Here is a 20,039-nt window from a genome sequence, read left to right on the forward strand (position 1 = left end):
GCTATAATCAAGAAAAGGAGGTCATTTATGAGTTTGACTAGTCAATTAATAACGGATGTATTTCCTGATCTGGATAAGGTTGAAAAGCTAAACAAGGAAGCTTTCCCTGAAGAAGAACGAGTTCCTCTGTCTGAGTTCTTGCGCTATCAGGACCGAGATGATGCCCACTTCTTTGCCTTTTATAACCAGGAAGAGTTTGTCGGCTTTGCTTTTGCCATCTCCAATCCAAAGGCCTTCTATATCAGTTTTTTTGCCATCATGCCCCACCTGAGAAGCCACGGTTATGGGAAGGAAATCATCGAAAAGCTGACTGATTTTTACCAGCGAACCATGTTGCTGGAAGTCGAGCGATTAGATGAAGAATGCGATAACTTGGAGCAAAGGAAGGCCCGCATGGACTTCTATCGCCAAAATGGTTTCAAATCAGCCAACGCTTTTCTAGAGTACGATGGTTTAAGTTTTGAAATTCTCTACCGTGGCGACCATTTTGACGAAGAGGCCTATCGCGACATCTTCCAAAAGTTACAGAATGAACATTATTTTGACTTTCATATAGAGTATCGTCGTTTTAGTGACCATTAAACAAGACTTATCCATCTGGTGAAGAACCTCTCTTTTCGATAGAAGCTATATATAAAAACGCATGCAATCTACGATTACATGCGTTTTTTATTTTCAACTGATCAGAATAAACTTTTTATTCTCTCTATGGCTTAAGCTTCTGCATTGCCTTCTGGAAGAAGGAAGTAGAGAACAGCATAAGCTAAGATTCCAGAACCACCAAGTAGGGTGAAGATGATCCAAAGTGCACGAACAAGTGTGTGGTCCATGTTAAAGTAGTCAGCGACACCAGCACAAACACCAGCAATCTTTTTATCTTGTACATTACGAACAAGGCGTTTTTCCATTATAGTAGTCTCCTTTTTATAGAATGTTTTAATTTTATCATCAAATTAAAAAAATTGCAACAGTTTTTTTAATTTTTTTTGATTAAATACTCTTTTATTACGCTTTTAAAGCTTATGGAGACTTAATAATTAAACATAAAAAGCAGAGAAGGGCTTCTCCGCTTTTATTTTTAATCTTCAATTTCGATTTCAAGTCCGTCGCCTAGGTCAAGCGTTACTTCTTGGTTAGGTACTAGATCTTCCGCAACAGAAGTAAGAGTTGTACCTTCTTCATCTTCAATCAAACCATATTGAACACGAACTTGATGGTCAATGGCATCAAAGATTTCTGGGTGATCCGCCAAGTATTTCTTAGCATTTTCAGATCCTTGTCCGATTTTTTCACCCTTGTAAGAGTACCATGCTCCCGCTTTTTGGATGATATCGAGATCACTTGCGATCTTCAAGAGCTCACCAGTCTTAGAGATCCCTTCTCCGTACATGATTTCAACAAAGGCTTCCTTAAATGGTGGAGCCACCTTGTTTTTCACGACCTTAATCTTGGTTTCCTTACCAACATTGGTATCTTTTTGGTCACCAGTTCCCTTGATTTGTGTACTTCCACGAACATCCAAACGGACTGAAGCGTAGAATTTCAAAGCACGTCCACCAGGAGTTGTTTCTGGATTTCCAAACATGACCCCAACTTTTTCACGCAATTGGTTAATAAAGATGGCAATCGTTTTGGTTTTATTGATCGAAGCACCGAGTTTACGCATAGCCTGGCTCATCATACGAGCTTGCAAACCAACGTGGCTGTCTCCAATGTCCCCATCGATTTCTGCACGAGGTACAAGGGCCGCAACTGAGTCAATAACAACAAGGTCAACTGCACCTGAGTCAATCAATTTCCCTGCAATTTCAAGACCTTGCTCTCCTGAGTCTGGTTGTGACAAGAGCAATTCGTCAATGTTCACACCAAGGGCTGCTGCATAGGCTGGATCAAGGGCATGTTCCGCATCGATAAAGGCAGCGATACCGCCTTCCTTTTGAGCTTGCGCAACCGCGTGAAGGGCAACCGTTGTCTTACCAGATGATTCTGGTCCATAAATTTCGATGATACGTCCCTTAGGATAACCACCTGAACCAAGAGCAATGTCCAGAGCCAAGGAACCTGAACTCATCACTTGAACTTTTTGCTCTGCACGCTCACCCAAACGCATGATTGAGCCTTTACCAAAGTCTTTCTCAATCAATTTAAGAGCATCGTTCAATGCTTTTTCACGATCAGCTCCAAATTTTTTCCCAATTTCATCTAATTTTTTTGTTGGTTTTTTCGCCATTTTGTTCTCCTATATTCTACTGGTCCTTAGACCTATCTTTTATTATACCAAAATTTAGTCACTTAATAAAGCCTTGCGAACTAGGTTAAAGGCATGCATAACCGCGATGTGACGAACATCTGCACGGCTCCGTCCTGCGATATTAGCCTTGATCACCTCTGTCCCTTTTGCATGCGCCAAGCCGATAAAAACTGTGCCAGCTGGATGCCCCTCTAGGCTATCTGGTCCTGCCACACCCGTCAAACTAACTCCATAGTCAGACTGAGTCTTGAGACGTGCCCGCTCTGCCATTTTTCGAGCTGTAAACTCTGAAACGACACCATGTTTTTTCAGTTCTCGTTCGGAAATATCCAACATCTTGGACTTTTCTTCTAGGCTGTAAGTGACAAAACCGCCATTAAAGATGGCTGAAACGCCCGAAAAGTCTGCTAATGTCCCTTGAAAGAGACCTGCCGTCAAGCTTTCTGCCGCAGTAATGCTTTTCTGTCTCTTCTTTAGCTCTTCTACAACGACACTTGCTAGACTGGTTTCTTCCCCATATCCATAACAGATGTCTCGTAAAGAAATTCCCTCGAAAGTTTGGCGATCCAATATTTGATTTTCTAGGATATCCAGTGCTTGATCAGCCTTTTCTTGACTAACTGCTTTTGTAGACAAGCGCAAGGTCACTTCTCCCGTCTTGGCATAAGGCGCCAAAGTCGGATCTGTTTGATGGTCAATCAAATCCGCCAAAATGGTCACCAACTGACTCTCACCAATTCCAAAGAAACGGAGCACTCGTGAGTATAACTTGGTACCAGTCATTAACTTGGGTAAGAGTTGATTTAAAACCATGGGTTTCAATTCACTAGGCGGTCCTGGAAGGACCACGTAGGTTACGTCATCCACTTCCGACACCCCCCCTACTGCTAAACCTGTCTCATTTGACAGTGGAGTTGCCCCTTCTACAATTTGGGCTTGGCGCTCATTATTCGGTGTACGAGCATAGTCAGGTCTATGAGCAAAGAAAATATCCAATTTTTCTTGCGCTTGAGGGTCAAACACTAGATCTTTTCCTAAAAATTTTGCCAGAGTTTGTTTGGTCAAATCATCCTCAGTTGGTCCCAAGCCCCCTGTCAAAATCACAAGATTGCTACGTTGACTCGCAATCTCAAGCAAGGACAAAAGACGAGCTTCATTATCTCCAACAGCTGTTTGGAAGTAGACGTCTACCCCGATTTCGGCTAGTTTCTCTGATAAAAACTGAGCATTGGTATTGACAATCTGCCCTGTTAAAATTTCTGTTCCGACAGCAATAATTTCTGCTTTCATGTTTCCTCCTACTTATCTATTCGAATTTTTTTGAAAAAATCGCAGGAAATTTCCCACGATTTGATTCTTTTCTTATTCTGCTTCTTCGTTTGAAGCGTTAGTACTGGTCGAAGGTGCTGTCCGACCAAAAGCTGTTTCGTACAGTACCGCATTGGTTTCCAATTCTGTCACTGGCTCTTTACCTAGTGAACGACGCAAGAGATTTTGCATTTCGAGCATATGTTCTGAAGTGACAATCTGATAAGAAATTCCCTGTAGCTCAGCATCTTCCCCACGCAATTGATGCGTTTCGATATTCTTGAAGGAATCTTGATAGCCGAGCAATTGTGGAATACTCTTGGCTGAAAGATCTACGTTGGTCTGCATGTTATCACTCAAAGCTTTGAGGATGCCTTGATAGTGGCTCACACTGTTTAGGCTCAAAACCTTCTCAACGATTTTTTGAATGACTTCCCGTTGACGTTTTTGACGACCATAGTCTCCTTCAGGGTCTTGGTAACGCATCCGTGAATACACCAGGGCTTCCTCACCATTCAAGGTTTGTTCTCCAACACCGATGGAAATCTTATTAAACTCTTCTTGGTCAGCAATCGAAATTGGGAAACCAAGTGTATTGTTGACGGTGATCCCACCAACTGCATCCACTAATTGTTGAAGTCCCTGCATGTTAACCATCACATAGCGGTCAATGTGGATATTCATCATCTTTTGAATAGTAGAAATTGCAAGTTCTGCACCACCATTAGCATAGGCCGCATTGAGTTTAGCTTCCTGAACTTGACCGTTTCCAGTCTCAATCTTGGTCAAAATATCCCGTTCCAAACTCATCATAGTGGTTTTCTTTGTTTTGGGGTTAACCGTCAGGAGAATCATGGAATCACTATTTCCCGCCCACGGGTCTGTACGTTCCACATTTCCCGTATCTACCCCCATCAAGAGGATAGTTAGTGGCTCTGTCGCTTCGATAACGTTGGTTTCTTCCCCGATTTTTTTGTAAGTCTTTTTACTTAGGGTTTCTGTTCCCTGTTGGTAGATGGTATAGCCATAAACCGCTACACCTAAAACTGTTACTGCTAGGAAACCTAGCACCATTCCAATTAATTTTTTAATCATCTCGTTATTCATTTATCAGCTTGCCCATAAGACAAACATCTAAAAATATCCCTTCTGCTAAATAGGCTCCTCTTTCTTGTAAGCCTTCTGTGATAAATCCCATTTTTGAATAGAGGTGGATCGCAGCCTCGTTTCGTTTTTGTACACTAAGTTGCAAACGGCGCAAGACACCACTGGCTTTAGCCCACTCGATGCCTTCTTCTAGAAGTATAGTCGCCAAGCCTTGGTTCCAGAATTTCTTTCGAACTGCTAGAAAAACATCACCGATATGTCGAACTCTTAAATGTTGGTCTGCTGTGATATTTAAGACTCCTGCAATCTCATCATTCAGTAAGGCGAGGAGAGTAATCTGATTCTCTGATGCAGCTTGTTTTTCGATAAAAAGAGCCATTTCAGAAGCTGTCATCATGATACCATTTTCATCCAAGCTAGTAAAATCTGTCTCTTGACCGACACAATCTAAAAATGCAATTAAGGCTGTAGCATCTGAAATCTCTGCTTCACGAATACTTAACTCATACTCCATCTTGAAGCTCCTTGATGAGTTGTTCAGCCCGAGAGCCATGAGCCGTAAAATGAAGACAACGACCCTCAGCTTCTTTCAAGATTTCCAATTCCAAGTAAGAATCTGGTAAATCTTCACCCAAAAGATGCCCCCACTCAATAACAGTCACACCACCACCAAAGAGAAACTCATCCAAGTCAATAGAATCAGCATCACCTTCGATACGGTAGACATCCAAGTGGTAAAGTGGCAAACGCCCTTCGTACTCTCTGACAATGGTATAGGTTGGACTTTTAATCATCTGACGGATATCCAAGCCCTTAGCAAGACCTTTTGTAAAGGTTGTTTTACCCGCACCCAACTCTCCAGTCAAGATCAGAACATCGTCTTTTTGAAGCAAATGACCTAATCTTTCTCCGAGAGCTAGAAGCTCTTCTTCATTTTTTGTGTGCATGCTACTATTATACCAAAAAGTTTTCTTTTGTGTGAATTTTCTTTATGGACTTACTATAACAATTTTGAAAAATTCTCCTCCACTTAAAAGAATACAACTATTGAAAAAACAAACAGGATATCCCGAATCAGGTGTCCATAAAAGGAGATTTCCCTTTGAATACATTTTGGAAAAAGGAAACGTGCGCATAGAAAACCAACACTGATATAAAGAAGAATCGAGGAAATCACTATGGGGTTCCTCAAGAAAACTATCGTAGCTAGAACGGAAATGACGACTGTTTTCTTTTTATTTAGGTGATTTTCTATATCGCGAAAAATTTTATCAAAAGGTAAGAAAATCAATAGATCTACTCCTAGCAAGAAAAAGAAGGAGGGTAAAAAAAGGTCAACCAATTCCTGCTGCAATTTGCTAGTGGTCTGGATGCTTTCTGAGAGAACCAGACAGGTTGCCAGAAGATTGACTACTAAAAGGAGGCAATAAACCAGACTCACTTTCTTTTGAACATGTAAAATACTATGTCTAGACTGGTCTGCTGTATGGAAATAATTTATCCCAGCACAAAGAACAGAAAATCCTACTATCAAAATCAAAAAATAAGCATTGGTCTGTTTTAAAGATAAAAAGGATTCTTTCCATAATAGACAACTACTAAAACTAATCTGGACGACTGCAATCAGTAACAATAGGCGAATTGATTTTACCATTTCTTTTCCCTCCCTATATGGGATTATACCTTGTGAGGAGTTTGAAATGATTGTTTCCGCCTCAAGTGTCCTTTTTTTGTGCTCAACTGACCAAAAAACAGCTCTGTTGTGCACAGAACTGTTCTTTTACCGGTCTAATCCTTAAACCAGAGAGCAATTTCACGTTTTGCAGAAGCTTCCGAATCGGATCCGTGAACTACATTTTGAATGGCTTGATTGTCTCCTGCAGCCTTGGCAAAATCTCCTCGGATAGTTCCTGGCAGAGCTTCTTCTGGACGAGTAGCCCCCATCATTGTCCGCCAAGTTTCAATCACTTTCGGACCTGATAGAATGCCCACCACTACTGGTCCTGAAGTCATAAACTGACGGATAGGAGGATAAAAACTTTTTTCAACCAAGTCTTGATAGTGTTGATCAATCAAAGCTTCTGATACTGCTGAACGTAACTCTAATTTTTCGAGTTTGAAACCTCGTTGCTCCATTCTTTGCAGAATTTCGCCAACCAGCCCTCTTTTCACACCATCTGGCTTAATGATAAAGAATGTTTGTTCCATATGGACACCTCCTTGGCATTTTAGTTCTTCTATTCTATCATACTTTATGTAAAAGTGGGAAAATTTTCTGAAATAAAACAAAGAGAACCCAAAGGTTCTCTTGTTTGCTTTTTTATTCTACTGTTTCTTCAACTTGGATTTCCACAACTTCCTCTACAGGAGCAAGTTCTGTCTCTTCTTGTTCTGGAGCCAGATATTCTGCTTCATTGACGGCTTGTGGTTCAAGGTTACGGTAGCGAGCCATACCAGTACCTGCTGGGATAATCTTACCGATGATAACATTTTCCTTGAGTCCAAGGAGATGATCTTTCTTACCACGGATGGCTGCATCTGTAAGGACACGAGTTGTTTCCTGGAAGGAAGCCGCTGACAAGAAACTGTTGGTTTCAAGTGAGGCTTTGGTGATTCCCATAAGAACTGGGCGACCAGTCGCTGGAACTCCACCTGCGATAAGAACATCCTTGTTGGCATCTGTAAAGTCGTTGATGTCCATGAGAGTACCCATAAGAAGGTCTGTGTCACCTGGATCCATGACACGAACTTTACGGATCATTTGACGAACCATTACCTCGATGTGTTTGTCACCGATTTCTACCCCTTGGCTACGGTAAACTTTTTGTACTTCACCGAGAAGGTAAGTTTCAACTGACAAGACATCACGAACAGCAAGGAGACGTTTTGGTTGGATAGAACCTTCTGTAAGAGCTGCACCACGAGAGACTTGGTCTCCAACTTCGACACGCATACGTGCTGTAAATGGTACCACGTATTCACCTTCACCAGTTTCACCCTTAACAAAGACTTTCTTGGTACGAGTTGATGCATCTTCTTCGATGGCTGTAACCTCACCCTTGACTTCAGTGATAACCGCTTCCCCTTTCGGATTGCGGGCTTCAAAGATTTCTTGGACACGAGGAAGACCCTGAGTGATATCGGTATTTGAGGCAACCCCACCCGTGTGGAAGGTACGCATTGTAAGCTGTGTACCAGGTTCCCCGATAGATTGGGCAGCGATTGTACCAACTGCTTCACCAACTTCAACCGCATCACCTGTCGCCAAGTTGATACCATAACAGTGACGACAGACACCATGACGAGTGTTACATGTAAATACAGAGCGGATAGTCACTTCTTCCACACCAGCATTGACAATTTCACGCGCTTTGTCTTCTGTAATCAATTCATTTGGACCAATGATCACTGCACCAGTTTCTGGATGTTTAACAGTTTTCTTAGTGTAACGACCATTGAGACGCTCTTCGAGAGACTCGATCATCTCTTTTCCTTCTGCGATAGAGCGGATCAAGAGACCACGGTCTGTTCCACAGTCGTCCTCACGAATGATAACATCTTGGGCCACGTCAACCAAACGACGAGTAAGATAACCTGAGTCGGCTGTCTTAAGGGCCGTATCGGTCATACCTTTACGAGCACCGTGAGTTGAGAAGAACATTTCGAGTACTGACAAACCTTCGCGGAAGTTTGAAAGGATTGGCAATTCCATGATACGTCCGTTCGGAGCAGCCATCAGACCACGCATACCGGCAAGCTGTGAGAAGTTTGAGATGTTACCACGGGCTCCAGAGTCCATCATCATAACGATTGGGTTCTTCGGATCTTGGTTGGCAACCAAGCGTTTCTCCAATTTTTCACGAGCCGCACGCCATTCAGCGGTAACTGCATTGTAGCGCTCGTCGTCTGTAATCATACCACGACGGAATTGTTTGGTGATTTGTGCTACACGTTGGTGTGATTCTTCGATGATTTCAGCCTTGTCTTCAACCACTGGAATGTCGGCAATTCCCACTGTCAATCCTGCAAGAGTTGAGTGGTGGTAACCGAGGTTCTTCATACGGTCAAGTAGGGCAGAAGTTTCTGTCGTGCGAAAACGTTTGAAGATTTCAGCGATGATATTTCCAAGGTTTTTCTTCTTGAATGGAGGATTGAGTTCAAGGTTGCGAATAGCTTCCTTGATATCTCCACCTAGTGGCAAGAAGTACTTAGCTGGAACACCTTCTGTTAAGTTAGCATTTGTTGGTTCTTGCAAATAAGGTAGACCCTCTGGCATGATATCATTGAAAAGGATTTTACCAACCGTTGTAAGCAAGACTTTGTGTTTTTGCTCTTCTGTCCATGGTTTGTTGAGACTGTCTGTTGCGATACCAACACGTGAGTGGAGGTGAACATAACCATTGCGGTAAGCCATAACAGCTTCGTCACGATCCTTGAAGACCATTCCTTCACCTTCACGACCAGCTTCTTCCATAGTCAAATAGTAGTTACCCAAAACCATGTCCTGAGATGGAGTAACAACTGGTTTACCATCTTTCGGGTTCAAGATATGCTCAGCAGCCAACATCAAGATACGAGCTTCTGCTTGAGCTTCTTCTGAAAGTGGTACGTGGATGGCCATTTGGTCACCGTCAAAGTCGGCATTGTACGCTTCACAGACAAGTGGGTGCAAGCGAAGGGCCTTACCGTCAATCAAGACTGGCTCGAAGGCTTGGATCCCCAAACGGTGAAGGGTCGGTGCGCGGTTCAAAAGTACTGGGTGTTCTTTAATAACTTCTTCGAGGATATCCCAGATACGTTCATCTCCACGTTCCACCAAGCGTTTCGCTGCTTTCACGTTTTGTACGATATCACGCGCAACGATTTCACGCATAACGAATGGTTTAAAGAGCTCGATCGCCATTTCACGTGGCACACCACATTGGTACATCTTAAGAGTTGGACCAACGGCGATAACGGAACGTCCTGAGAAGTCAACACGTTTACCGAGCAAGTTTTGACGGAAGCGTCCTTGTTTACCTTTGAGCATGTGGCTCAATGATTTGAGCGGACGGCTACCTGGTCCTGTAATCGGACGACCACGACGACCATTGTCAATCAAAGCGTCAACCGCTTCTTGAAGCATACGCTTCTCATTTTGAACGATGATACCTGGTGCATTCAACTCAAGCAAACGAGCCAAGCGGTTGTTACGGTTGATAACACGGCGGTAAAGGTCGTTCAAGTCAGATGAGGCAAAACGGCCACCATCCAACTGCAACATTGGACGAAGGTCTGGTGGAATAACTGGAAGGATGTTGAGAATCATCCATTCAGGTTTGTTTCCAGACTTGTAAAAGGCATCCAAAACATCCAAACGACGGATGGCTTTGACACGTTTTTGTCCAGTAGCTGTCTTCAACTCTTCTTTTAGTTCAGTAATTTCTTTTTCAAGATCTACTTGTTTCAAGAGGTCTTGGATGGCTTCGGCACCCATTTTGGCAACGAATGAACCATAACCATACTCACGCAAGCGCTCACGGTATTCGCGCTCTGTCATGATAGACTTGTGCTCAAGCGGTGTATCCTTCGGATCAATCACCACATAAGCCGCAAAGTAGATAACTTCCTCGAGGGCACGAGGGCTCATATCAAGGGTCAAGCCCATACGGCTTGGAATCCCCTTGAAATACCAGATGTGAGATACAGGAGCTTTCAACTCGATGTGTCCCATACGCTCACGACGAACTTTCGTACGCGTTACTTCAACCCCACAGCGGTCACAAACAATCCCTCTGTAACGAATGCGTTTGTACTTACCACAAGCACATTCCCAGTCCTTTGTAGGACCAAAGATGACTTCGTCAAAGAGTCCTTCACGTTCTGGTTTCAAGGTACGGTAATTGATTGTTTCAGGTTTTTTGACTTCTCCATAAGACCATGAACGGACTTTGCTTGGAGAAGCTAGGGTGATTTGCATACTTTTAAAACGATTTACATCAACCACTATTTCTTCCCTTTCTATTCTAAGTGAACTGCTTATTCTTGTTCAGCAGCTTCTTCTGTTGCTTCCGCTTTTGTTGCTTTCTCTGCTTCTTCAGCTTCAAAGGCTGCTTTAGCCTCTTGGGCTGCTTTTTCGCGGGCTTTTTCAAGGTCATCTACGTGGATGACATCTTCGTCCATTCCTTCATCCAAGTCACGAAGTTCCACTTCTTGGTCATCTTCGTCAAGAACACGCATGTCAAGACCAAGAGATTGCAATTCTTTGACAAGAACTCGGAAGGATTCTGGAACACCTGGTTTTGGAATTGGTTTTCCTTTTGTAATAGCTTCATAAGCTTTCAAACGTCCGTTGATATCGTCAGACTTGTAAGTCAAGATTTCTTGGAGAACATTTGACGCACCGTAGGCTTCGAGAGCCCAAACTTCCATCTCACCGAAACGTTGTCCACCAAACTGAGCTTTACCTCCAAGTGGTTGTTGGGTAACAGTTGAGTATGGTCCGACTGAACGCGCGTGCAATTTATCATCAACCATGTGGTGGAGTTTGATCATATACATGACACCAACTGATACACGGTTGTCAAACGGCTCACCAGTACGTCCATCGTAAAGGATTGTCTTAGCATCGCTGTCCATACCTGCTTCTTTAACAGTGTCCCAAAGGTCTTCCGAACTTGCTCCGTCAAAGACTGGTGTCGCGATGTGGATACCAAGGGTACGGGCAGCCATACCAAGGTGGAGCTCCATAACCTGACCGATATTCATACGTGATGGCACCCCAAGTGGGTTCAGCATGATATCGACTGGAGTTCCGTCTGGAAGATAAGGCATGTCCTCTACAGGAACGATACGAGAGACAACCCCTTTGTTTCCGTGACGTCCGGCCATCTTATCTCCGACCTTGATCTTACGTTTTTGAGCGATGTAGACGCGAACCAGCATGTTAACACCTGATTGCAACTCATCTCCATTTGCACGTGTAAAGATTTTAACATCACGAACGACACCATCGGCACCGTGAGGTACTCGAAGAGAAGTGTCACGCACTTCACGAGACTTGTCTCCGAAGATAGCGTGCAAGAGACGTTCTTCAGCTGAAAGGTCTTTCTCTCCCTTAGGTGTGACTTTACCTACAAGGATATCGCCTTCTTTAACCTCAGCACCGATACGGATAATTCCCATTTCGTCAAGGTCCTTAAGGGCATCTTCACCAACGTTTGGAATTTCACGAGTAATTTCTTCAGGCCCAAGCTTTGTATCGCGGGTTTCTGATTCGTATTCCTCGAGGTGGACAGATGTGTAGACATCGTCTTTCACCAAGCGTTCGCTCATGATAACGGCATCCTCGAAGTTGTAACCTTCCCAAGTCATATAGGCAACGATTGGGTTTTGTCCAAGCGCCATTTCCCCTTTTTCCATAGAAGGTCCATCAGCGATAAAGTCGCCTTTTTCAACAACATCGCCGACTTTTACGAGCGTACGTTGGTTGTAGGCAGTACCTGAGTTTGAACGACGGAATTTTTGGATGTGGTAAACATCAAGTGAGCTATCTTCACGGCGTACTTCTACCTTGTCAGCATCTGCGTAAGTAACTTTACCACCATGCTGAGCAATCACAGCTGCACCTGAGTCATGAGCTGCTTGGTATTCCATACCAGTACCAACGTAAGGCGCTTTGGGATCGATCAATGGTACAGCCTGACGTTGCATGTTGGCACCCATGAGGGCACGGTTGGAGTCATCGTTTTCCAAGAAAGGAATACATGCAGTCGCAACGGCAACTACCTGTTTTGGTGACACGTCCATGTAGTCAACTACTTCTGCTGGATACTCTTGGTTGACCCCTTGGTGACGTCCCATTACAGTTTTCTCAGCAAAAGTACCATCTTCGTTCAAACGTGAGTTGGCCTGCGCCACAGTAAATTCATCTTCTTCATCTGCTGTCAACCAAACAATCTCGTTGGTCACAACACCTGTTTCACGGTCAACCTTACGGTATGGTGTTTGAACAAAGCCATACTTGTTCAAGTGTCCGTAAGAGGACAAGTTGTTAATCAAACCGATGTTTGGTCCTTCAGGTGTCTCGATTGGACACATACGACCATAGTGAGTATAGTGCACGTCACGGACTTCATATCCAGCACGGTCACGCGTCAAACCACCAGGCCCCAAGGCAGACAAACGACGTTTGTGAGACAACTCAGAAAGCGGGTTGTGTTGGTCCATGAACTGTGACAACTGTGATGAACCAAAGAATTCTTTAACCGCAGCTGTTACTGGACGGATGTTGATGATTTGTTGCGGTGTCAAAACTTCATTGTCCTGAACAGACATACGCTCACGGACATTACGTTCCATACGAGAAAGTCCAAGACGAACTTGGTTGGCAAGCAATTCACCAACTGCACGGATACGACGGTTTCCAAGGTGGTCGATATCATCCACACGTCCAATACCTTCCGCCAAGTTGAGGAAGTAGCTCATCTCTGCAAGGATATCCGCAGGAGTTACAACACGAACCTTGTCGTCAGGGTTAGCATTTCCGATGATGGTTACAACACGGTCTGGATTCGTTGGGGCAACAACCTTGAATTTTTGAAGCACAACTGGTTCTGTCAGAACAGCTGCATCGTTTGGAATATAAACGATTTTGTTCAAGTCGCCATCCAAGTGACTCTCGATACTTTCAATCACGCTACGAGTCATAACGGTACCAGCTTCTACCAAGATTTCACCCGTTTCAGGATCTACCAATGGCTCAGCGATGGTTTGGTTGAGCAAGCGTGTTTTGATGTTGAGTTTTTTATTGATCTTGTAACGACCAACGGCTGCCAAATCGTAGCGACGTGGGTCGAAGAAACGTGCCACAAGTAAGCTACGTGAGCTTTCAGCAGTTTTAGGCTCACCTGGACGAAGGCGTTCGTAGATTTCTTTCAAGGCTTCGTCTGTACGAGAGTCCATTGGATTCTTGTGGATATCTTTTTCAACGGTATTGCGAACCAATTCGCTGTCACCAAAGATGTCAAAAATTTCATCATCACCAGAGAAACCAAGCGCACGAACCAAGGTCGTAAACGGAATTTTACGGGTACGGTCAATACGAGTGTAGGCGATGTCTTTAGAGTCACTTTCCAGTTCCAACCAAGCTCCACGGTTAGGGATAACAGTTGAACCGTAGCCAACTTTACCGTTCTTATCTACTTTATCATTAAAGTAAACACCAGGAGAACGAACCAACTGAGATACGATGATACGTTCACCACCGTTGATGATGAAGGTGCCCATCTCTGTCATGATTGGGAAATCTCCAAAGAAGACTTCTTGGGTCTTGATTTCGCCAGTTTCCTTGTTGATCAAGCGGAAAGTTACAAAAATAGGTGCTGAGTAGCTAGCATCATGGATACGAGCTTCTTCTAGCGTGTATTTGGGTTCCTTGATCTCATAGCCAACAAACTCCAACTCCATAGTTTCTGTGAAGTTTGAAATTGGCAATACATCTTCAAAAACTTCCTTAAGACCGTGGTCTAGGAAATCCTTGAATGAATCAGTTTGAATTTCAATCAAATTTGGTAAGTCAAGAACTTCTTTGATTCTTGAAAAACTACGACGGGTACGATGTTTCCCGTATTGAACGTCATGTCCTGCCAAGATGATTCTCCTTTGTAAATAAAGTTCCAAGCCTGCTTCATCAGGCTATTGATTATCGTCAAATGGTTGTAAAACCCCTATCACCATGTCCTTTTGGATAATTTTCAGAATTTTTAAATTTCTGTTACAAAGACTCAAAAAACCGAAAAAAAGCACAAAAAGAGCAGCTAAATCCGACTTTTTCAGGAGATTTAACTGCTGTGAGTCCTGTCTGGACAATATTTCAGACAAAACCTACGACAAATGATTATTCTTATTATACCTTATTGGCCAAGATTTTTCAAGGTTTTTTTACCATTTTTCAAACAATCTTTTCCTATAAAATGCTTTAACTTTTCAAAAGAATGAATCATAAAATTTTCTTTCAAAAACTAGGAAAACGCTTGCATAAATGTTTACCTCGTGCTATACTGATAGGGAATAACTACACAAGGAGAATTGTGATGAAAAAGAACCCATCTCAAACTGAGAAAAAAATGGTTTACGGTATTCGTTCCTTGAAAAATGGAACAGGCTCTGTCCTTATCGGTGCCAGCATTGTCCTACTTTCTGCTGCAATGCCAACTATTTCGGCCAACGAGAACCTCCCCCAAGCTCAGGAAAATACCAGCGCTGTGACCAAGGCCCCTACTGAGACTGAAACGAGTCAAACTCAGAAGGAAACGCCTATTTCTGAGCAAAACAATGCAAACGCTTCCCTTGATACTAAAAAGGAAGCCCCCGCAACTGACGCTGCTCTAGCAGCCGCAACACCTAAAAAAGAAGATGCTACTACAAGCCAGGCTAACAGCAAGGAAGAGAAAGTAGATAACAGCACTGCAACGCCAACTTCAGAACAAAAACCACAAGCTGACACATCCTCTGAAGAACCCATCGCAGACAACCACTTCCGTATCCATGTAAAGAAACTCCCTGAAGAAAACAAAGATTCTCAAGGTCTTTGGACTTGGGACGATGTTGAAAAGCCGTCTGAAAACTGGCCCAATGGAGCCAAGTCCTTCAAGGATGCCAAGAAAGATGACTACGGCTATTATCTCGATGTCAAACTCAAAAATGAGCAAGCCAAGAAGGTCAGCTTCCTCATCAACAATACTAAAGGGGATAACCTGACAGGGGACCGTTCGGTAGAGCGCCTCTCTCCAAAAATGAACGAGGCTTGGTTAGATGAAAACTACAAGGTATACAACTACCGTCCTCAGCCAGCGGGAACAGTCCGTGTCAACTACTACCGCACCGACGGAAACTATGACAAAAAATCTCTCTGGTATTGGGGCGATGTCAAAAAACCAAGCAGTGGAGAATGGCCTGACGGTACTGACTTTACCGCAACTGGAAAGTATGGCCGCTACATTGATATCCCACTCAATGAAGCTGCAAGAGAATTTGGATTTTTATTACTAGACGAAAGCAAGAAAGGCGATGATGTGAAAATCAGAAAAGAAGATTATAAATTCACTGATCTAAAAAATCACAGTCAGATTTTCCTCAAAGATGATGACGAAACCATCTACACTAACCCCTACTATGTGCACGATATCCGCATGACTGGTGCCCAACACGTGGCTAAATCTCGTATCGAAAGCAGTTTTTCTACCCTCGTTGGAGCTAAGAAAGATGATATCCTCAAACACTCCAGCATCACTGATTACCAAGGGAATAAAGTAGCTATCACAGACGTGGAAGTGGATGAGGCAGGTAAAAAAGTGACCTACATCGGCAACTTCTCTGACACCCAACACCCTTACACTGTCAGCTACAATTCAGACCGCTTTACCACACGTTCAAGCTGGCGCCTCAAGGATGAGTCCTACAGTTACGATGGGCCACTCGGCGCAACTCTAAAAGAAGATGGCAAGCGTGTTGACCTCACCCTCTGGTCTCCAAGTGCTGATAAGGTTTCCGTTGTTATCTATGACAAGAAAGATCCTGAAAAAGTAGTTGGAACTGTCGCCCTTGAAAAAGGAGAAAAAGGAACCTGGAAACAAACTCTGGATGCAAACTCTGGTCTCGGTATCAGCAACTACACTGGCTACTACTACCACTACCAAATCGAGCGCCAAGGTAAAACTGTCCTCGTTCTTGACCCTTATGCCAAATCATTAGCGGCTTGGAACAGTGACCTAGCAAAAACAGATGCCGCTCATAAGGTCGCTAAAGCTGCCTTTGTCGATCCAGCGAAGTTAGGTCCGCAAGACTTGACCTATGGAAAGATTCGTAACTTCAAATCACGTGAAGATGCCGTTATCTATGAAGCTCATGTACGTGACTTCACTTCGGATCCTGCCATCGCAAAAGACTTGACCAAACCATTTGGTACCTTTGAAGCCTTTATCGAAAAACTAGACTATCTTAAAGACTTGGGTGTGACTCATATCCAACTCCTTCCTGTCTTGTCCTACTACTTTGTCAATGAATTGAAGAACCAAGAACGTTTGTCTGCCTACGCTTCAAGCAACAGCAACTATAACTGGGGATATGACCCTCAAAACTACTTCTCCTTGACTGGTATGTACTCAAGCGATCCTAAGGATCCAGAAAAACGTATTGCCGAATTCAAAAACCTCATCAACGAAATCCACAAACGTGGCATGGGTGCTATCCTGGACGTGGTCTACAACCATACTGCCAATGTTGATATTTTTGAGGATATTGAGCCAAACTACTACCACTTTATGAACGCAGACGGAACTCCACGTACTAGCTTCGGAGGCGGCCGTTTGGGAACTACCCACTACATGTCTAAACGTGTCTTGGTAGACTCTATCAAGTATCTGGTTGAAACCTACAAAGTAGATGGTTTCCGCTTTGATATGATGGGTGACCACGATGCGGCTTCTATCGAAGAAGCGTACAAAGCTGCACGCGCCCTCAATCCAAATCTTATCATGCTAGGTGAAGGCTGGAGAACCTATACTGGTGATGAAAATACGCCTGTACAACCTGCTGACCAAGATTGGATGAAGAAAACAGATACTGTCGCTGTCTTTTCAGACGACATCCGTAACAACCTCAAGTCTGGCTATCCAAACGAAGGTCAACCTGCCTTTATCACAGGTGGCAAACGCGATATCAATACCATCTTTAAAAATCTCATTGCCCAACCAACCAACTTTGAAGCAGACAACCCTGGAGATGTTATCCAGTATATCGCAGCCCATGATAACTTGACCCTCTTTGACATTATTGCTCAGTCGATCAAAAAAGACCCAAGCAAGGCTGAAAACTACGCTGAGATCCATCGTCGTTTGCGACTTGGAAACCTCATGGTCTTGACCGCTCAAGGAACTCCGTTTATCCACTCTGGTCAGGAATACGGACGTACCAAACAATTCCTTGATCCAGCCTATAAGAATCCTGTCTCAGAGGATAAGGTTCCAAACAAGTCTCACTTGTTACGTGACAAAGACGGCAAGCCATTTGTCTATCCTTACTTTATCCATGACTCTTATGACTCTAGTGATGCTGTCAACAAGTTTGACTGGACCAAGGCTACAGATGGCAAAGCATATCCTGAAAATGTCAAGAGTCGTGACTACATGAAAGGATTGATCGCTCTTCGTCAATCTACAGACGCCTTCCGACTCAAGAGTCTGCAAGATATCAAGGAGCGCGTCCACCTCATTACTGTCCCAGGACAAAATGGCGTTGAAAAAGAAGACGTGGTCATCGGCTACCAAATTACTGCTCCAAACGGTGATGTCTACGCTGTCTTTGTCAATGCGGATGATAAGGCTCGTGAATTTACTCTAGGAACTACCTTTGCTCACTTGAGAAAGGCCGAAGTCCTCGCAGATGAAAATCAAGCCGGACCAGTAGGAATCGCTAAACCTCAAGGTCTCGAATGGACTGAAAAAGGCTTGAAATTGAATGCTCTCACTGCCGTTGTTCTTCGCTTGTCTCAAGGTGGTGCCATTGTCGCCCCAGCTGTGGAAGAAAAACCAGAGTTTAATCTTTCTAGCTTGGAAGTTGAACCAGAACAAGTCCAAGATCAAAACCTAGTAGCAAATCCTGACTCTCAAGAAACTGCTGCCGAGGCTCTTTCTCATAAAGTCCTTCCAAACACAGGTACTGAGAGCAAATCCCTTCTTGCCCTTGCTGGATTCAGCATCCTTGCCCTTCTCGGACTTGGATGGTTGATAAAAAACAAGAAAAAGAAATAACCTAGCCCTCCTATAGAGAAAACACCCCATGGTTAGAAGAATCTTCTAGTCATGGGGTGTTGTTTTTATGATACACTTATCTATTAAATCATATATTCTACGCTATAGGTGGCATCTGATAAGATACGAGCTAGGAACTGCTTGGTTCGTTCTTCTTGTGGACGACTAAAGAAATCGTGGGGATTGTTCTCCTCTACGATACGGCCTCCATCCATGAAAATAACGTGGTTTGCGACATCTCTAGCAAATCCCATCTCATGCGTGACGACCACCATGGTCACACCTTCTCCCGCCAACTGTTTCAGAACATCCAGAACATCTCCAACCAACTCAGGGTCTAGTGCAGATGTTGGTTCATCTAGCAAAATGACCTCGGGCTTGACGGCAATAGCACGCGCAATCCCTATTCGTTGTTGTTGCCCTCCAGATAGTTGTGAAGGGTAGTAGTCTTTGTAAGCTAGTAAACCAACTTTTTCCAAGGCATATTCTGCACGTTTTAGCGCTTCTTCCTTGGGAACTTTACGAGCGACGGTCAGGCCTTCTAGAATATTTTCCAGAGCAGTTTTGTTTGCAAAGAGATTGTAGTGTTGGAAAACAAAGGCTGTTTTTTGGCGAATTTCTAGAATGTCTTTCTTGCTTAATTTGGCTAAGTCATAGGTCTTTCCTGCCAATGTCAAACGTCCGCTATCAGCTTTTTCTAAGTGGTTGAGACAACGGAGAAAGGTCGTTTTCCCCGAACCTGATGGCCCTAAGATAACGACGACATCCCCTTGGTTGACCTGGAGATTGACATCCTCCAGCACCTGCCTCTCACCAAATGTTTTTGCGATATGTTCTACTTGTAACATCCTGTCCTCCTATACAAAACGCGCACTAGATGCTTTTGCACTTTTTTCTTTTTTCACATAGCCTTTTTCCAGTAGAGAGAAGCCCCACTGAATCAAACCACAGATCAAAATATACTGCAAAAAGATCACAAAATATGACTCAAAATACTGGTAACCGTAGGACGCTTCCACACGAGCAATAGCGGTGATATCCTTGATGGTCATAACAAAGACCAGGGAGGTCCCTTTGACGATATTGATCACCAGATTGGCCAAGTTAGGCAAGGCTGAGCGCAAGGCTTGAGGAAAAACAATCCTTAGATAGGCCTGGGTCGTAGTCAAGCCAATCGCATGCGCTGCCTCTAGTTGTCCCTTGTCCACCGTCAAGATGGCTGAACGCAAAATCTCCGACAAACTCCCGACTGTCATCAAACTATAAATAATGAAGGCATAGTAGAGAGGATCAAGTTTGAAAATATCAAAGTCACTTCCTATGCTTTTGAAAAATTGATTCAGCAAACTTGGAAACAAACTATAAAAGAAGAGAATCAATAAAATCGGAGGAGTCGCTCGGATAAAGGCCAGATAGACCAGAGAAAAACTCCTCACACCTCGAACCTTGTAAATCTGCCCCAAGGCTAAAAATAGAGCTGGTAAAAAGCTTAAGACCATAGCCACAATCATGATAATCAAGGTGATTGGCACACCCTTCAAGGTCTCCAGAAAGGTCTTTACAATATAGTCTATATCCATTTC

14 protein-coding genes are annotated in these 20,039 nt (G+C 43.6%); 2 read left to right on the forward strand and 12 right to left on the reverse strand.

The window, feature by feature from the left end; translation table 11 throughout:
- The first annotated feature begins 27 nt into the window (after nt 1-27).
- A complete protein-coding gene (locus MK385_RS03345; RefSeq protein WP_042769111.1) occupies nt 28-582 on the forward strand; it encodes a GNAT family N-acetyltransferase in 555 nt (184 codons plus the stop codon).
- Nucleotides 583-713: 131 nt separating this feature from the next.
- On the opposite strand, the gene MK385_RS03350 is transcribed toward MK385_RS03345, so the two are convergent.
- The 10 genes from MK385_RS03350 to rpoB all read right to left on the reverse strand — a co-directional run bounded on the left by MK385_RS03350 (nt 714) and on the right by rpoB (nt 14,296).
- Complete coding sequence (locus MK385_RS03350) at nt 714-908, reverse strand: PspC domain-containing protein (protein WP_000415531.1); 195 nt, start codon at nt 906-908, stop codon at nt 714-716.
- A 170-nt stretch (nt 909-1,078) separates the two neighbouring features.
- Nucleotides 1,079-2,230, reverse strand: coding sequence for a recombinase RecA (gene recA / locus MK385_RS03355; RefSeq protein WP_042768851.1), 1,152 nt, complete (start codon nt 2,228-2,230; stop codon nt 1,079-1,081).
- A gap of 54 nt (nt 2,231-2,284) precedes the next feature.
- A complete protein-coding gene (locus tag MK385_RS03360; RefSeq protein WP_042768849.1) occupies nt 2,285-3,541 on the reverse strand; it encodes a competence/damage-inducible protein A in 1,257 nt (418 codons plus the stop codon).
- A gap of 72 nt (nt 3,542-3,613) precedes the next feature.
- Nucleotides 3,614-4,654: a glycopolymer--peptidoglycan transferase LytR gene (gene lytR, locus MK385_RS03365; RefSeq protein ID WP_000592174.1), complete on the reverse strand. Its 1,041-nt coding sequence runs from the start codon at nt 4,652-4,654 to the stop codon at nt 3,614-3,616.
- A 4-nt stretch (nt 4,655-4,658) separates the two neighbouring features.
- On the reverse strand, nt 4,659-5,180 hold the full coding sequence (locus MK385_RS03370; protein ID WP_268725293.1) for a GNAT family N-acetyltransferase: 522 nt from the start codon (nt 5,178-5,180) through the stop codon (nt 4,659-4,661).
- Nucleotides 5,170-5,613: a tRNA (adenosine(37)-N6)-threonylcarbamoyltransferase complex ATPase subunit type 1 TsaE gene (tsaE, locus tag MK385_RS03375; protein ID WP_000556959.1), complete on the reverse strand. Its 444-nt coding sequence runs from the start codon at nt 5,611-5,613 to the stop codon at nt 5,170-5,172. The genes MK385_RS03370 and tsaE overlap by 11 nt, the downstream gene beginning before the upstream one ends.
- A gap of 83 nt (nt 5,614-5,696) precedes the next feature.
- Nucleotides 5,697-6,320 (reverse strand): hypothetical protein, encoded by a 624-nt coding sequence (locus tag MK385_RS03380; RefSeq protein ID WP_268725294.1) that lies wholly within the window; start codon nt 6,318-6,320, stop codon nt 5,697-5,699.
- Between the two features lie 134 nt (nt 6,321-6,454).
- On the reverse strand, nt 6,455-6,874 hold the full coding sequence (gene ndk / locus MK385_RS03385; RefSeq protein WP_000438280.1) for a nucleoside-diphosphate kinase: 420 nt from the start codon (nt 6,872-6,874) through the stop codon (nt 6,455-6,457).
- Nucleotides 6,875-6,986: 112 nt separating this feature from the next.
- A complete protein-coding gene (rpoC, locus tag MK385_RS03390) occupies nt 6,987-10,652 on the reverse strand; it encodes a DNA-directed RNA polymerase subunit beta' (RefSeq protein ID WP_268725295.1) in 3,666 nt (1,221 codons plus the stop codon).
- Between the two features lie 32 nt (nt 10,653-10,684).
- Nucleotides 10,685-14,296 carry a DNA-directed RNA polymerase subunit beta gene (gene rpoB / locus MK385_RS03395; protein ID WP_268725296.1) on the reverse strand — a complete coding sequence of 1,204 codons (3,612 nt, stop codon included), beginning with the start codon at nt 14,294-14,296 and terminating at the stop codon, nt 10,685-10,687.
- A 443-nt stretch (nt 14,297-14,739) separates the two neighbouring features.
- On the opposite strand from rpoB, the gene MK385_RS03400 reads away from it, so the two are divergent.
- Nucleotides 14,740-18,456, forward strand: coding sequence for a pullulanase (locus tag MK385_RS03400; RefSeq protein WP_268725297.1), 3,717 nt, complete (start codon nt 14,740-14,742; stop codon nt 18,454-18,456).
- 83 nt (nt 18,457-18,539) lie between these two features.
- Here MK385_RS03400 and MK385_RS03405 read toward each other — a convergent pair whose 3' ends face one another.
- Together MK385_RS03405 and MK385_RS03410 are read right to left on the reverse strand one after the other, a co-directional pair.
- Entirely contained in the window at nt 18,540-19,304 is a 765-nt protein-coding gene (locus tag MK385_RS03405) for an amino acid ABC transporter ATP-binding protein (RefSeq protein ID WP_268725298.1), read from the reverse strand.
- A 9-nt stretch (nt 19,305-19,313) separates the two neighbouring features.
- Nucleotides 19,314-20,036 carry an amino acid ABC transporter permease gene (locus MK385_RS03410; RefSeq protein ID WP_061416042.1) on the reverse strand — a complete coding sequence of 241 codons (723 nt, stop codon included), beginning with the start codon at nt 20,034-20,036 and terminating at the stop codon, nt 19,314-19,316.
- Nucleotides 20,037-20,039 lie beyond the last annotated feature (3 nt).

It is taken from the genome of Streptococcus oralis (genome assembly GCF_026782125.1).
GTDB classification, from domain to species: Bacteria; Bacillota; Bacilli; order Lactobacillales; family Streptococcaceae; genus Streptococcus; species Streptococcus oralis_CE.

What these genes read in the sequence shown, in the direction of transcription:
- MK385_RS03345 (WP_042769111.1), top strand. Translation starts at nt 28, where the DNA reads ATGAGTTTGACTAGTCAATTAATAACGGATGTATTTCCTGATCTGGAT.
- MK385_RS03350 (WP_000415531.1), bottom strand. Translation starts at nt 908, where the DNA reads ATGGAAAAACGCCTTGTTCGTAATGTACAAGATAAAAAGATTGCTGGT.
- recA (WP_042768851.1), bottom strand. Translation starts at nt 2,230, where the DNA reads ATGGCGAAAAAACCAACAAAAAAATTAGATGAAATTGGGAAAAAATTT.
- MK385_RS03360 (WP_042768849.1), bottom strand. Translation starts at nt 3,541, where the DNA reads ATGAAAGCAGAAATTATTGCTGTCGGAACAGAAATTTTAACAGGGCAG.
- lytR (WP_000592174.1), bottom strand. Translation starts at nt 4,654, where the DNA reads ATGATTAAAAAATTAATTGGAATGGTGCTAGGTTTCCTAGCAGTAACA.
- MK385_RS03370 (WP_268725293.1), bottom strand. Translation starts at nt 5,180, where the DNA reads ATGGAGTATGAGTTAAGTATTCGTGAAGCAGAGATTTCAGATGCTACA.
- tsaE (WP_000556959.1), bottom strand. Translation starts at nt 5,613, where the DNA reads ATGCACACAAAAAATGAAGAAGAGCTTCTAGCTCTCGGAGAAAGATTA.
- MK385_RS03380 (WP_268725294.1), bottom strand. Translation starts at nt 6,320, where the DNA reads ATGGTAAAATCAATTCGCCTATTGTTACTGATTGCAGTCGTCCAGATT.
- ndk (WP_000438280.1), bottom strand. Translation starts at nt 6,874, where the DNA reads ATGGAACAAACATTCTTTATCATTAAGCCAGATGGTGTGAAAAGAGGG.
- MK385_RS03400 (WP_268725297.1), top strand. Translation starts at nt 14,740, where the DNA reads ATGAAAAAGAACCCATCTCAAACTGAGAAAAAAATGGTTTACGGTATT.
- MK385_RS03405 (WP_268725298.1), bottom strand. Translation starts at nt 19,304, where the DNA reads ATGTTACAAGTAGAACATATCGCAAAAACATTTGGTGAGAGGCAGGTG.
- MK385_RS03410 (WP_061416042.1), bottom strand. Translation starts at nt 20,036, where the DNA reads ATGGATATAGACTATATTGTAAAGACCTTTCTGGAGACCTTGAAGGGT.